The organism is Mycobacterium sp. GA-1841 (assembly GCF_001954135.1).
In the GTDB taxonomy this organism is placed as follows: Bacteria; Actinomycetota; Actinomycetes; order Mycobacteriales; family Mycobacteriaceae; genus Mycobacterium.
Map to the genome: position 1 here is coordinate 58,357 of NZ_MBEQ01000045.1, position 14,583 is coordinate 72,939.

The window sequence follows — 14,583 nt, forward strand, 5'->3', positions numbered from 1 at the left end:
GTCTGCGACCCAACGACGGGAGCGACGATGGACGACACCGAACTCGATCAGTGGGATCCGGTCGTCACCCGGCAGGCGGAGTCACTGGCCGCCCCGATCGCGAAGTGGTGGTTTCGCTCCGAGGTCCGTGGCCTGGAGAACATTCCAGGCCACGGCGGGGCGCTTGTGGTGGCGAATCATTCCGGCGGAATGCTGACTCCCGATGTCCTGGTCTTCGCCCCGGCGTTCTACCGCCATTTCGGATACCGGCGCCCGCTCTACACCCTGGCCCATTACGGCGTGCTACTCGGGCCGACCGGTGCGCTGTTTCGACGGCTCGGGGTGGTCCACGCCAGCCGCGAGAACGCCGCGGCCGCCCTGGGCTCCGGGGCGGTCGTATTGGTGTTCCCGGGCGGAGATTACGACGCCTACCGGCCGAGTGCGGAGGCGAACACGATCGACTTCAACGGCCGCACCGGCTATGTCCGCACCGCGCTCGCGGCCGGTGTCCCGATCGTGCCGACGGTGTCGATCGGGGCCCAGGAGAGCCAGCTGTTCCTCACCCGCGGAAACTGGCTGGCCAAGCGGCTCGGCCTGCCCCGCTTCCGGCTGGACATCCTGCCGGTGAGCATCGGCCTGCCGTTCGGGCTCAGCGTCATCGTGCCGCCCAACCTGCCGCTACCCACCAAGGTCGTCACCGAAGTGCTGCCGCCGATCGACATCACGGCCCGCTTCGGTCCCGATCCCGATGTCGCCGAGGTCGACGCGCACATCCGCGACGTGATGCAGACCGCCATGGACCGACTGGCGGCGAAACGGCGGTTCCCGGTGCTGGGCTGAGACGGGGCGCATGCAATCCTGTCGGGCGTGACGTCAGAAGCAATCACGGGCGAACGGCACCTGTCCCGCCAGCTGTCCAACCGGCACATCCAGCTCATCGCGATCGGCGGTGCGATCGGAACCGGCCTGTTCATGGGTTCGGGCAAGACGGTGTCGCTGGCCGGGCCGTCCGTGATCTTCGTCTACATGATCATCGGCTTCATGCTCTTCTTCGTGATGCGGGCGATGGGCGAGCTGCTGCTGTCCAACCTGCATTACAAGTCGTTCGCCGACTTCGCCGCCGATCTTCTCGGCCCGTGGGCCGGCTTCTTCACGGGCTGGACGTACTGGTTCTGCTGGATCGTCACCGGCGTGGCCGACGTGGTGGCGATCTCGGGATACGTCGCCTACTGGTGGCCGGATCTGAAGCTGTGGATTCCGGCGCTGGCGACGGTGGTGGTGCTGATCGCGTTGAACCTGCCGACCGTGCGGGCCTTCGGCGAGACCGAGTTCTGGTTCGCCCTGATCAAGATCGTCGCCATCGTGGCGCTGATCGTCGTCGGCCTGGTGATGGTGTTCACCCACTTCAAGTCCCCCGGCGGCTCGCACGCCAGCTTCGCCAACCTGTGGAACGACGGCGGTTTCTTCCCCACCGGCCCAATGGGTTTCGTGGCCGGATTCCAGATCGCGACCTTCGCGTTCGTCGGCATCGAACTGGTCGGCACCACCGCGGCCGAGGCCAAGAACCCCGAACGCAACCTGCCGAAGGCGATCAACTCGATCCCGGTGCGCGTCATGCTGTTCTACGTCGCCGCCCTGATCATCATCATCTCGGTCACCCCGTGGCGTCTGATCGACCCGCAGCACAGCCCGTTCGTGGCGATGTTCACCCTCGCCGGCCTCGGCATCGCCGCGTCGGTGGTCAACTTCGTGGTGCTCACCTCGGCGGCGTCGTCGGCCAACTCGGGCATCTATTCCACCTCGCGGATGGTGTACGGCCTGGCCGCCGAGGGCGACGCGCCGACCCTGTTCGGCCGGCTCACCACCCGCCGGGTGCCGGCCAACGCCCTGTTCCTGTCCGGGGTGTTCCTGCTCTCGGGCGTGGTGATGGTCGCCGTGGGCGACTCGATCATCGAAGCCTTCACGATCGTCACCACGATCTCGTCGCTGTGCTTCATGTTCGTCTGGACGATCATCCTGTCCAGCTACCTCGTGTACCGCAAACGGCGGCCGTACCTGCACGAGACGTCGAAGTTCAAGATGCCCGGCGGTATTGCGATGTGCTACGTCGTCCTGGCCTTCTTCGTCTTCCTGATCGTCGCTTTCACGCTCAAGGAAGACACCAGACAGGCTCTGCTGGTCACCCCGATCTGGTTCATCGTGCTCGCCGTGGCCTGGGCCGTGCTGCGCAGACGGCCGCGCCATCTTGCCCGCGAAGCCGCATTCCGTGCCAATCTGGAGTCCCCGGATTCCGACTAGGGTGATCCCATGGTGGATCTTGGTGACCTCAAGCGCCGCATCGTCCACGGCGCCCAACGCCTCGTCGTAAACCCGGTGGGCCGGCAACTGCCGATCACCATGCTGGAGACCATCGGCCGCAAATCCGGCCAACCCCGGCGCACCGCCGTCGGTGGCCGGCTCGTCGACGGCCAGTTCTGGATGGTCTCCGAACACGGCGACCGCTCCCACTACGTGCTGAACATCAAGGCGAATCCGGCTGTGCGGGTACGGATCAACGGCACCTGGCGCACCGGCACGGCGCACCTGCTGCCCGACGACGACCCGGTCACCCGCCTGAAGGAACTACCGGCACTCAACAGCGCGGTGGTCCGGGTCATGGGCAGCGACCTGCTCACCATCCGGGTCGACCTCGACTGACGGCAATTTCGCCGTACCGACTGAGAATGATCGTTAACATAGGGGCTGCCTGACAACGACGGGGGCCACTCGAATGCTGACCGCAGTACGCAAGATCCTCGAGTTCCGGATGACGATCGCGGAGTGGATCGGTACCGCGATCATCCTCGCTGTGCCCTATCTGCTGATCGGCCTGATCTGGTCACTCACGCACACCGGCCACCTGGCCGACATGCGTGGTGCCGATGCCGTGGTGTCCTTCCTGGGCGCCATCGTGTCGTGGCCGGTGCTGCTGTTCACCAACGTGTGCATGAGCTGAGGAGGAACGGCGAATGCCTGTGCAGAACCGGATCTCGATCACCCGACGCACCGCACGGTGGTCCGACCAGGACGTCACCGTCGCCGATGCGATGGATCTGTGGGGCTTCGCCGCCGGCGCGGCCAACGTGATCATGCAACTGTCCCGGCCCGGCGTCGGCTACGGCGTCGTGGAGAGCCCGGTGGAGTCCGGGAACCTGCTCAAACACCCGTGGAAACGGGCCCGCACCACACTCAGCTATCTGGCCGTGGCCATCCTCGGCACTGCCCAGGACCGGGCCGCCTTCCGCGATGCCGTCGACGTGGCCCACCGTCAGGTCCGGTCCGGACCGGCAAGTCCCGTGCCGTACAACGCTTTCGACCGCGACCTGCAACTGTGGGTGGCGGCCTGCCTGTTCGTCGGGTTGGAAGACGTCTATCAACTGCTGCGCGGCGAGATGACCGAGACCCAGGCCGAGCAGTTCTACCAATCGGCGGCCACCCTGGGCACCACGCTGCAGGTCAGCCCCGAGCAGTGGCCCGCAACCCGGGCCGAGTTCGACACCTACTGGGACCAGGCGTGCGCCCAGGTCGCGATGGACGACGTCGTCAGGCAGTACCTGCACGATCTCGTAGACCTGCGGATGATCACCCCGCTGTTGCGAATTCCGTTCCGGCCACTGCTGAGATTCCTCACCGCGGGGTTCTTGGCGCCGGCGTTCCGCGAGGCCGTCGGCTTCACGTGGGGTCGCCGTCGCCAACGACTGTTCGAATGGCTGTTTCTTCTCGTGGCTTTCGGCAACCGGTTCCTGCCGGTGTTCATCCGCCAGGGCGGCAGCTACCTGTTGCTCGCCGACGTGCGCCGCCGCGTGGCCGCCGACAAGGCACTGATCTGATGGGCCGGCTGCGCCGAATCCTGAGCTACCAGGCCAGCGTCGAGCAGGTGCTCGAGACGTTGATGTGGCTGTCGCTGCCCTATCTGGCGATCGGCCTGGTGTTCGCGTTCTTCCACCCCGAGCAGGTACAGCTGATCGAAACCAGCCTGTTCACCAAGTTTCCGGCCGGCGCCGACCTGGTCGCGTTCGGTCAGGTGACGTTGCTGTGGCCGTTCTTGCTGCTGGGCGCCGACATCTGCATCGCGATGTGAGCGCCCGCTAGGGTCTTCCCTCGTGAAGGCTTGCCTGGTCGTCTGTGCAATCGTTGGAGCCGCCGCGTCCGCGCTTTCCGGATGCGCGTCGGGAAGCGTCATCAACACCGACGACGCCGCACCGCCCCCGGCGGTGAGCACCACGGCGCCGCCACCGGTCTTCGGCACCGCGCACCTGGTCAACGCGGCCGACTACGCACTCGACGTCGACGGTCGCAAGGGCTATTACTTCAGCACCCCCAGCGGGCGGTGGCGCTGCGCGATCCTGCCCCGGGACCGGGCCGGGTGCCAGCAGGCCGACGGCACCTCGGCCATCGGGGTGACCGGGGCGCCCACGGAAGTACCGGATCCGGCCGGGGAGACCGGGCAGACCGCGACGCCGAATGCCCTTGTGCTCGACCAGGACACCGACGCCCACTTCGCCGCCCTGGCCGAGCGCGACTTCACACAGTCGGAGGCCGTGGTGCTGCCGTTCGGAAGTGTGCTCGCCGTGGCGGGGTTTCGTTGCAACGTCCAGGAGCAGTCCGGGGTGTCGTGTGTGCGGGAGTTGACCGGGCGAGGTTTCACCTTCTCGGCCGAGGGCTACACATTGCACTACACAGACGTCCCCTAGTGATGGCAGATGATCAGGATCGGCACCTCGGGTTGGTCATACGACCACTGGACCGGGGTGCTGTATCCACGGGGCACCCCGGCCAAGGCGAGACTGGCCCGCTACGTCGACGAGTTCGACACCGTGGAACTCAACGGCAGCTTCTACCGCTGGCCCGCTGACACCACGTTCACCGGGTGGCGCGATCAGCTGCCCGACGGCTTCACGATGTCGGTCAAGGCCCACCGTGGGCTCACCCACTTCCGGCGGCTGCGCACACCTCAACCGTGGACTCCGCGGTTCGAGCAGTACTGGCAGCTGCTCGGAGAACACAACGAGGCCCTGTTGGTGCAGTTGCACCCGGCGATCGAACGAGACGACGAACTGCTCGACGGCTTCCTGGCGCAACTCCCCCGCCACATCCGGGTGGCGATGGAGTTGCGTCACCCCTCCTGGCACGATCCCGCCGTGTTCGCGGTACTGGAGCGACACCACGCCGCCTATGTGGTGATGAGCGGACCCGGGCTGGTGTGCCGGCCGGTGGCCACCGCCGAACTCGTGTACGTCCGGATGCACGGCCCGGGCGATGTGCAGCACCACATGTACGCCGAGCCCTACTCCGACGACGAGCTTGCCCAGTGGGCGCAGCAGATGCTGCGGTGGGACCGTGACGGTCACCGCGTCGTCGTGTACTTCAACAACGATCTCGGTGGTCACGCGGTGCGCAACGCCCGAACGCTGAGGCAGTTGGTATCGGGCGAGTACGCTGAATCCACATGACAACGTCGTCCACATTCGCGATCGTCGGCGGCGGCCTGGCCGGCGCCAAAGCAGCGCAAGCACTGCGGGACAACGACTTTGACGGACATATCGTGCTGTTCGGCGCCGAGGACCACCTGCCGTACGAACGCCCGCCCCTGTCCAAGGAATACCTGTCCGGCACCAAGACCCTCGACGACTTCACCGTCGATACCCGCGCCTGGTACCGCGACCACAACATCGATCTCAGACTGGGCACCGAGGTCACCGCCGTCGACGCCGCCGCGCACACCGTGTCGTTGCCCGACGGCACCACCGTCGGCTACGACAAACTGCTGCTGGCCACCGGGTCGACCGCCCGGCGGCCACCGATTTCCGGCGCCGACACGACCGGGGTGCACTACCTGCGCACGATCGACGAGGCCGCGGCACTCAGCGCGGCGCTGACCCCGGGGAGCTCGCTGGCGGTGGTCGGTGCCGGATGGATCGGGCTGGAGGTCACCGCCGGCGCGCGCGCACGCGGCGTGGACGTCACGGTCGTCGAGGCCGCATCCCAACCGCTCCTGGCCGCGCTGGGCGCCGAGCTGGGCGAGGTGTTCGCCCAGCTGCACCGCGAACACGGCGTCGACCTGCGGCTGGGCCAGTCCGTGCAGGAGATCACGAGCGCTGACGGCAAGGCCACCGGCCTGCGGCTCGGCGACGGATCCAGCGTCGCGGCCGACGCCGTGTTGGTCGCCGTGGGCGCGGCGCCGAACATCGCCCTGGCCGAGCAGGCCGGGCTGGCCGTGGGCGACGGCGGCGTGCTCGTCGACGCGGGCTTGCGCACCAGCGATCCTGACATCTACGCCGTCGGCGACATCGCCGCCGCGCATCATCCGCTGTTCGACACGCGGATCCGCACCGAGCACTGGGCCAACGCACTCAAACAACCCGCGGTGGCGGTTGCGGGGATGCTCGGCCGAAACGCCGAATACTCAGAGTTGCCCTATTTCTTCACCGATCAATACGACCTCGGCATGGAGTACGCCGGACATGCACCCGAATATGAGCGCGTGGTGTTCCGCGGCGACGTTGCTGGACGGGAATTCGTCGCGTTCTGGCTCGACGCCGACAACCGCGTCCTGGCCGGGATGAACGTCAATGTGTGGGATGTCCTTGACGACGTCAAGGCGCTGATCCGGGCGCGCACACCCGTCGATCCGCAACGCATCGCCGACCCGTCGCAGCCGCTGCCGGCCGGGTAGCTGGGCGCCCCGGGCCCGTCGATCGGGCGAAATCAGTGCGCCGCAACGACATTCTCGCCGGGTCGGGGGCACACGCTAACGTGCAGGAGTCACTCGGCAGGAAGGGGATTCGCCAGTGAATGTCGCGCCCGACGAGCTGACCGGCTCGGAGCAGGCCGTCCTGCTGGTTTTGATGGCCGAGTCGCGGCCGGTGTCCAACTCGGAGCTGGAACGACTGGGCCCCAAGCTCGACAAGTCCCGCCGGGACCGGCTCAACCGGCTGGGGTTGATCGAGTCCACCGGTACCCGTCCGCTCGTGCATGAACTGACCGATGCCGGCTGGGCGCTGTGCCGGGCGCTGTTCGGCGCCGACGCGCCACCCCGATCCACCGGACAGGGCAGGGCGTTGTACACCCTGCTGGGCGCGTTGCACCGCTATTTCGAACAGTCCGAGCTCGTGCCCGCCGATGTGTTCCTCCCGCCCGAGCCGGTGGCCGCGGCGAGCCCAGAAGTTCGGCTGCGCACCGCCTACTCCGGGCTCGCTGCCCGCCCGGGCGGCTGGGTGAGCCTGCGAAGCCTGCGCCAGGCCGTTCCCGAGCTGCCCCGTCCCACCGTCGACGCCGCGCTGATCAGCCTCTACCAGCAACCCGGCGTCAGCCTGATCCCCGAGGAGAACCAAAAGGTGCTCACCCCCGCCGATCGCGACGCCGCCGTGAAAATAGGCAACCAGGACAAGCATCTGATCGCGATCGAGTCCTGATGGAACTCTCACACCGCGAAGCGCTCAGCGCGCTTCGCCTGACCTGGGCACCGACCGCCGACGACCTGTGGCATTCGCAGGGCGCGCTGCATGTGCGTGGACTGCACGACCGGGCGATGTCCGATGTGATGGCCGCGTTCGGCGATGCCGAACGGGAAACCGACTCCAGCCCACTGGGTGTGGTGGTGCGTGGTCCGGCCGGATCGGGCAAGACCCACCTGCTCGGCCAGGTACGCGAACAGGTCCAGACCGGCGGGGGCTACTTCTTCCTGGTCGAACTGCTCGATGCGGCCGGCTTCTGGCAATCCGCTCGGGCAGGCATCCTGGAAAGCCTGGGACGTCCGGGCAGCGAGCGCGAGACCCAACTCAAGGACCTGTTGTGGGAACTGTCCTCGGTCGCCCACATCTCCCGGGCCAACCGCCGCGCGGTGATCGGCGACGACGACCTGACGCCCGAGATCCTCACCGACTTCGTCAACGCGCTGCACAAGGTGCACCGGCACACCGTCCGACGCGCCCACCACACCCTGCGCGCCCTGGTATTGCTGGGCGCCGGGGACCTCGAGCTGCAGGACGTCGGTGAGGCGTTTTTGACCGGCAGCAGCTCGAACGAAGCGTGGGGCCTGCCCACTCCGACGCTCACCGCTCAGGAATCGGTCCGCGACATCTCCCGGCTTGTCGCCCTGGCCGGCCCGTCGGTACTGGCGCTGGACCAGATCGACACCTTGTTGGCCCAGTCGGTCGACCGCACCGACGACACCCGAGTTGCCGGCGCCGATGGAACGGCCCGCTCCACGGGGGCCGGCGACCTCGAACACATCGCCCACGGACTGATGGCGATCCGGCAGACCATGCGCCGCACCGTCGGTGTGGTGGCCTGCCTTCCCGCGGCGTGGGAAGCCATCCAGGACCGGGCCACCGCCACCGTCCAGGATCGGTTCCGGACCACCGCGATGCTCCAGGGCCTGCCGACCCCGGACGTCGGTCGCGCCATCCTGGAACGGCGTTTCACCGCCAGCTACTCCGCGATCGGCTTCACCGCCCCGTACCCGAGCTGGCCGATCCTGCCGTCGGCGTTCGACGAGGCCACCCAATACACGCCGCGCCAACTGCTCAAACGCGCCGACACCCACGTCCGGCGCTGCCTGGATCGCGACACGGTCGAGGAACTGTCTCAACTCACCGGTGAGGTGAGCGAGCCCCCCGAACCCACGGGTGAAACCGTGCACGGCGACACCGGCGAACTGGACCGGCGCTTCCACGACTACCGACGTCGGGCGGTCACCGTGGCCGCACTCGACCCCGACGGCGAGGACACCACGATGCCCGGCCTGTTGTCGGCGGCGCTGGATGCGTGGATCACCGAGCTCGGCGAAGCCGGACAGGCGTTTCGGCCCGACCCGCCCCCGGGTCAACGCGTGGTGCTACACGGCCGGCTGCGCCAGACCCTCGACGCCAGCACCGACGACGAGCGGCACTGGGCATTTCGCGCCATCGCCTCGGGCAACGCCGTGGCGGTACAGAACCGGATCCGAAAGGCGTGGGAGGCCACCGGTTTCAACCCCGACCGGCGCCAACTGTTCCTCCTGCGCAACACGCCGTGGCCCAAAGGCGCGAAAACCGCGGTGATGATCGCCGAGTTCGAGGCGGCCGGCGGCCGGGTGTTACCGATGAACGAGGACGACGTCCGCACGATGACGGCGTTGCGCGACCTGATCGACGACAACCATCCAGATCTGCCCGAGTGGCTTCGCCGGCGCCGCCCGGCCCACGGGATCGGCTGGTTGCGCGCCGCCCTCGGGGACGTCGCAGGCGATCCGCCGCCCCCGGCCCAGATCGATGTGGACGCCGAACTCGCGACCGGACCGATCCGTACGCAGCCATCCGCACCGGTCGTCGAGCACTCGGCCGGCGCGGTCACGCTCGGCGTGGAAAGTCCCGGTGGGCGCGCCGTGTCGGTCGACCTGGCCGCACTGCGCAAGCACACCGCGATCTTCGCCGGGTCCGGCTCGGGCAAAACCGTGCTGATCCGGCGTCTGGTCGAGGAGTGCGCGCTGCGCGGTGTGTCGTCGATCGTGCTGGATCCGAACAACGATCTGTCCCGTCTCGGTGAACCCTGGTCCGAGCCTCCCCCGGGATGGAACCCGGCCGATGACGCACGTGCCGACGAGTACTTCGACAACACCGAGGTGGTGGTCTGGACCCCGCGCCGGTCGACGGGCCGGCCGTTGTCCTTCCAGCCGCTGCCCGATTTCGCCAGCGTGATCGATGACGACGACGAGTTTTCCGATGCCGTCGAATCCGCCGTCGCCGCACTGGAACCGCGCGCGCTGATCGCCGGGAACACCGCCAAGGCCGAGCGGTCCCGCGCGGTGCTGCGCGAGGCGTTGCGGTTCTACGGCGCCGGCCCCTCGGTCAGCCTGGGCGGTTTCATCGACCTGCTGGGCGATTTGCCCGACGAGGTCAGCGCATTGGGTGGGGCGCACAAACTGGCCGCCGAACTGGCCCAGAACCTGCGTGCCGCCACCGTGAACGACCCGCTGTTCGGCGGGGCCGGCACCGCCGCCGATCCCGGGACGCTGTTGACCCCGTCGCCCGGCTACCGGGCCCGGGTATCGGTGATCAGCATGGTCGGGCTCACCAGCGACCAGCAGCGGGAAGGCTTCGTCAACCAGCTCCAGATGGCGCTGTTCGCCTGGATCAAGCGCAATCCCGCCGGTGACCGTCCCCTGGGCGGGCTGTTGGTGATGGACGAGGCGCAGAACTTCGCCCCGTCCAGTCATCTCACCGCCTGTACCCACAGCACGCTGGCGCTGTCCGCGCAGGCGCGGAAGTACGGTCTGGGGCTGGTATTCGCCACGCAGTCGCCGCGCGGCCTGCACAACCACATCCCCGGGAATGCGACCACGCAGTTCTACGGTCTGTTGAACTCCCCTGCGCAGATCGCGGTGGCCAGGGAGATGGCCCGGGTCAAGGGTGGCAACGTACCCGACATCAGCAAGCTGCGTTCGGGTCAGTTCTATCTGGCGTTGGAAGGCAACGCCTTTCACAAGATCCAGACCCCCTGGTGCCTGTCGCACCATCCGCCCAGCCCGCCGACGACCGACGAGGTGCTGATGCTGGCCCAGCGCGAGTTGGTGTCGCGCTAGAGCAGGGTGGCGCTACCGTCGGGGTGTACCTGCACCTCGGCCCCGGCGATGTCCTGTGACATGGTGGCCTCGGCCTGCGACCCGTCGACGATGCGGGCCAGGGTGCGGCCGCCCTCGGGAGTGCGCACCGCCAGGAACGCCCGCTCGGCGCTGCCGTCACGACCGACCGGCGTGGTCCAGGACTCCACGGTCCCGGTACCGGCGAAGTCCACCTGCAGTTGCCGCGTCGGCTCGGCGTCCACCTCGGATTGCACATCCTGCCAACGGAATTCGTGTGCCGGCGGCTCGGTTCCATATACCCCGAAGCTGTGTTTGGTGAGGTAGCCGCCGTTGGCGGTGATGAGCCCGCGGGTACCTGGGTTCGCGACGAGGCGTTCGGCCATGGTGGCGATCGAATGGGACACGTAGTTGTTCCACGGTCCGCCGGCGAAGGTCAGCCCACCGGTGACCGTCAGCGGACGGGACGGATCGTCCAGGGGCAGGCCGATCTCGGCGGCGGCCACCTGCACCGCCGACGGGAAACACGAATACACGTCGACGAATTCGACATCGTCGACGTTCACCCCGGCCAGCTCCAGAACCCGTCGCCCGGCGATCCGGATCGCCGGTGACCGGTGGAGCTCGGCCCGTTCGCCGATGGCATAGGTGTCGTGCGAATCCGTCCCGGCATATGGGAAAACCCAACTCTCGCTGGGAATCTGCAGCGACGTCGCCTTCTCGACGGTGGTCAGGATCAACACCGCACCCTGGTCGACCATGTTGTTGGAGTTCATCAGCTTGGTGTAGGGCCAGCTGATCATCCGGTTGTCCGGGCCGGGTTGCCAGATCTTCTCGGCAGCCAGTTCGTCGCGGCTCCAGGCGTGCGGGTTGGCCGCGGCCACCGCGCTGAACCGCGACCACAGCTCACCGATCCGGCGACGATGGTCATCGCTGGTCTCCCCGGCCGCGATCCGCAGCGCCTGCTCGAACATCGGATACACATACGCCGGGCGGTCCAGCTCGATGCGCAACTCGGCCTCACCAGCCATCGGCACACCCTCGTGCGCACCCGGCGCCTCGGGCACCGATTCGTCTTGACGGGTCCAGTCCGGTTTGGTCCCGGCCGCACGCAGCCGACTGCGGGTGCGCCAGGTTTCGGCGCCGGCGATCAGCACCACCTCGGCCCGGCCGCCATGCAGGTCCCGGCAGGCCTCGTTCACCAGTGTCTGCGGCACGTTGCCACCGACCCCGGTGTAGCGGGTCACGGCTTTGTCGGCCCGGAGCCGTTGCGCCAGCAGCAAGCCCGGGTCCCGGTAATGCCAGGACAGCAGGTTGACGATCCGCACCGAGTCGACGGCTTCCAGAACCCGCGGGTCGGCGGCGGTCCGGGCGGCCGCCACCATCAGATCGACGGGCTCGACCGCCGGATCATCCTGATGCTGGTTGACCTGGCCGTAGCCGACGAGGACAGGGGTTCGTGGGTCGAGGCTTGTGGGCACGGGCATGCCCACGAACCTAGCCGTTGGTTGACCGGCCCCGATTCGGGTACCCGGCTCGGCAGGCGCCATTCACCGAAAACAACCACCATGGAGACATGAGCGACGCGACCCTTTCCCCGGCCTTGACCGACACGGAACTCGAAAAGCTCGATCAGTACTGGCGGGCAGCGAACTACCTGTCCGTCGGACAGATCTATCTGCTGGACAACCCACTGCTGCAGCAGCCGCTGGAGGCCGAGCACATCAAGCCGCGGCTCTTGGGGCACTGGGGCACCACACCCGGGCTGAACCTGGTCTACGCGCACCTGAACCGGATCATCCGCGAGCGCGACGCCGACGTCATCTACATCACCGGACCCGGCCACGGTGGCCCGGGCCTGGTGGCCAACGCCTACCTGGAGGGCACCTACAGCGAGATCTACACCGGCATCGGGGAGGATACCGACGGACTGCGAAAACTGTTCCGGCAGTTCTCCTTCCCCGGGGGAATCCCGAGCCATGTGGCCGCCGAGACACCCGGATCGATCCACGAGGGCGGCGAGCTCGGCTACGCCCTGGTGCACGCCTACGGCGCGGCGTTCGACAATCCGGACCTGGTGGTGGCGTGTGTGGTCGGTGACGGCGAGGCCGAAACCGGCCCGCTGGCCGCCAGTTGGCATTCCAACAAGTTCCTCAACCCCGTGGTCGACGGCGCGGTGCTGCCGATCCTGCACCTCAACGGCTACAAGATCGCCAATCCGACAGTGCTGTCGCGGATTCCGGCCGAAGAGCTCGAATCGCTGTTTTACGGATACGGATATCGGCCGATCACCGTCGCGAGCGACGAATCAGGCACCGTGGCCGGTGACGATCCGGCGAATGTGCACCAACAACTGGCCGCGGCCATGGACGAGGCGTTCGACCAGATCGGCGCGATCCAGCGTGCGGCTCGCCTCGACGGCGAGCCGGGCCGTCCGCTGTGGCCGATGATCATCCTGCGCACCCCCAAGGGCTGGACCGGCCCGCACGAGGTGGACGGCAAATTGGTGGAAGGCACCTGGCGATCGCATCAGGTACCACTGTCGGAGACCAGGACCAATCCCGCGCACCTGGCCCAACTGGAGACATGGCTGCGCAGCTACCGGCCCGAGGAACTCTTCGACGCCGACGGGGCGCTGCGGGCGGATCTGCGGGCCCAGGCCCCGAGCGGGGCCCGGCGGATGAGCGCCAACCCGCACGCCAACGGCGGGTTACTGCTGCGCGACCTCGACCTGCCGGATTTCACCGACTACGCGGTCACCGTGCAGCGGCCGGCGGCCGAGACCGCCGAGCCGACCAAGGTGCTCGGCACGTTCCTGCGCGATGTCATCGCCGCCAACCCCGACCGCTTCCGGCTGATGGGTCCGGACGAGACCGCGTCGAACCGGCTCTCGGCGGTGTTCGAGAAAACGGACAAGGCCTGGCAGGCCGAGACGCTGCCGGTCGACGAGAACCTCTCCCCGGACGGCCGGGTGATGGAAGTGCTCTCCGAGCACCTCTGCCAAGGCTGGTTGGAGGGCTACCTGCTGACCGGCCGGCACGGGTTGTTCAACTGCTACGAGGCGTTCGTGCACATCGTCGATTCGATGCTCAACCAACACGCCAAATGGTTGTCCAGCAGCGGGCACCTGTCCTGGCGTCGACCGATCGCGTCGCTGAACTACCTGCTGACCTCCCACGTGTGGCGTCAGGACCACAACGGCGCTTCCCACCAGGATCCCGGCTTCATCGACCATGTCGCCAACAAACGACCCGAGGTGGTCCGGGTGTACCTGCCACCGGATGCCAACACCCTTCTCTCGGTTGCCGATCACTGCCTGCGCAGCCGGCAGTACGTCAACGTGATCGTCGCCGGAAAGCAACCCGCGCTGACGTACCTGACCATGGACGAGGCCGTCGCGCACTGCACGCGTGGACTCGGCATCTGGGAATGGGCGAGCAACACCACCGGGGAGCCGGATGTGGTGCTGGCATGCGCCGGTGACATCCCCACACTGGAAACCCTGGCCGCCGCCGACATCCTGCGCCGCGAGCTGCCCGACGTGTTGGTGCGGGTGGTCAACGTGGTCGACATCATGCGCCTGCAACCGGAGTCCGAGCATCCGCACGGGCTGCCCGAGCGCGAATTCGACTCGATCTTCACCACCGACAAGCCGATCATCTTCGCCTATCACGGCTATCCGTGGCTGATCCACCGGCTGACCTACCGGCACACCAACCATGAGCAGCTCCACGTACGCGGCTTCAAGGAGCGCGGCACCACGACAACGCCTTTCGACATGGTGATGCTCAACGACCTGGACCGCTTCCATCTGGTCATGGACGTCATCGACCGAGTCGACGGGCTGGGCGCCCACGCCGCGGGGTTGCGCCAGAAAATGGTCGACGCCCGCCTGGCCGCCCGCAGCTACACCCGTGAACATGGCGAGGATGACCCGGCCATCGCCAATTGGACCTGGACCACGTTGTGACCTGGGTAATTGCGTCGCGCCGGTACGATTAGCG

13 protein-coding genes are annotated in these 14,583 nt (G+C 67.6%); 12 read left to right on the forward strand and 1 reads right to left on the reverse strand.

All coding sequences use genetic code 11. The features are described 5' to 3' along the window. Positions 1–27 precede the first annotated feature (27 nt). From A5740_RS11335 to A5740_RS11385, 11 genes are all read left to right on the forward strand, one after another. On the forward strand, positions 28–819 hold the full coding sequence (locus A5740_RS11335; protein WP_076194078.1) for a lysophospholipid acyltransferase family protein: 792 nt from the start codon (positions 28–30) through the stop codon (positions 817–819). Positions 820–846: 27 nt separating this feature from the next. Beyond that, entirely contained in the window at positions 847–2,277 is a 1,431-nt protein-coding gene (gene cycA, locus A5740_RS11340) for a D-serine/D-alanine/glycine transporter (protein WP_076194080.1), read from the forward strand. A 9-nt stretch (positions 2,278–2,286) separates the two neighbouring features. Next, a complete protein-coding gene (locus A5740_RS11345; protein WP_076194082.1) occupies positions 2,287–2,676 on the forward strand; it encodes a nitroreductase/quinone reductase family protein in 390 nt (129 codons plus the stop codon). Positions 2,677–2,749: 73 nt separating this feature from the next. After that, on the forward strand, positions 2,750–2,974 hold the full coding sequence (locus A5740_RS11350) for a hypothetical protein (RefSeq protein ID WP_076194084.1): 225 nt from the start codon (positions 2,750–2,752) through the stop codon (positions 2,972–2,974). Between the two features lie 13 nt (positions 2,975–2,987). Then, on the forward strand, positions 2,988–3,848 hold the full coding sequence (locus tag A5740_RS11355) for an oxygenase MpaB family protein (protein ID WP_076194086.1): 861 nt from the start codon (positions 2,988–2,990) through the stop codon (positions 3,846–3,848). Next, positions 3,848–4,099 carry a hypothetical protein gene (locus A5740_RS11360; RefSeq protein WP_076194088.1) on the forward strand — a complete coding sequence of 84 codons (252 nt, stop codon included), beginning with the start codon at positions 3,848–3,850 and terminating at the stop codon, positions 4,097–4,099. Before A5740_RS11355 ends, A5740_RS11360 begins: the two co-directional genes overlap by 1 nt. Before the next feature lie 22 nt (positions 4,100–4,121). After that, entirely contained in the window at positions 4,122–4,712 is a 591-nt protein-coding gene (locus tag A5740_RS11365; RefSeq protein WP_076194089.1) for a hypothetical protein, read from the forward strand. A 9-nt stretch (positions 4,713–4,721) separates the two neighbouring features. Continuing rightward, on the forward strand, positions 4,722–5,471 hold the full coding sequence (locus tag A5740_RS11370) for a DUF72 domain-containing protein (protein ID WP_076194091.1): 750 nt from the start codon (positions 4,722–4,724) through the stop codon (positions 5,469–5,471). Then, on the forward strand, positions 5,468–6,694 hold the full coding sequence (locus tag A5740_RS11375) for an NAD(P)/FAD-dependent oxidoreductase (protein ID WP_076194092.1): 1,227 nt from the start codon (positions 5,468–5,470) through the stop codon (positions 6,692–6,694). Before A5740_RS11370 ends, A5740_RS11375 begins: the two co-directional genes overlap by 4 nt. A gap of 115 nt (positions 6,695–6,809) precedes the next feature. Continuing rightward, positions 6,810–7,433, forward strand: a complete 624-nt coding sequence (locus A5740_RS11380; protein WP_076194094.1) for a hypothetical protein — start codon at positions 6,810–6,812, stop codon at positions 7,431–7,433. Then, complete coding sequence (locus tag A5740_RS11385) at positions 7,433–10,582, forward strand: helicase HerA domain-containing protein (protein WP_076194095.1); 3,150 nt, start codon at positions 7,433–7,435, stop codon at positions 10,580–10,582. Before A5740_RS11380 ends, A5740_RS11385 begins: the two co-directional genes overlap by 1 nt. On the opposite strand, the gene A5740_RS11390 is transcribed toward A5740_RS11385, so the two are convergent. Continuing rightward, positions 10,579–12,066 carry an acetyl-CoA acetyltransferase gene (locus A5740_RS11390; protein ID WP_076194096.1) on the reverse strand — a complete coding sequence of 496 codons (1,488 nt, stop codon included), beginning with the start codon at positions 12,064–12,066 and terminating at the stop codon, positions 10,579–10,581. The two genes, A5740_RS11385 and A5740_RS11390, sit on opposite strands and share 4 nt — an antisense overlap. 89 nt (positions 12,067–12,155) lie before the next feature. On the opposite strand from A5740_RS11390, the gene A5740_RS11395 reads away from it, so the two are divergent. Further along, on the forward strand, positions 12,156–14,549 hold the full coding sequence (locus A5740_RS11395; protein WP_076194097.1) for a phosphoketolase: 2,394 nt from the start codon (positions 12,156–12,158) through the stop codon (positions 14,547–14,549). The last annotated feature ends 34 nt before the right edge of the window (positions 14,550–14,583 follow it).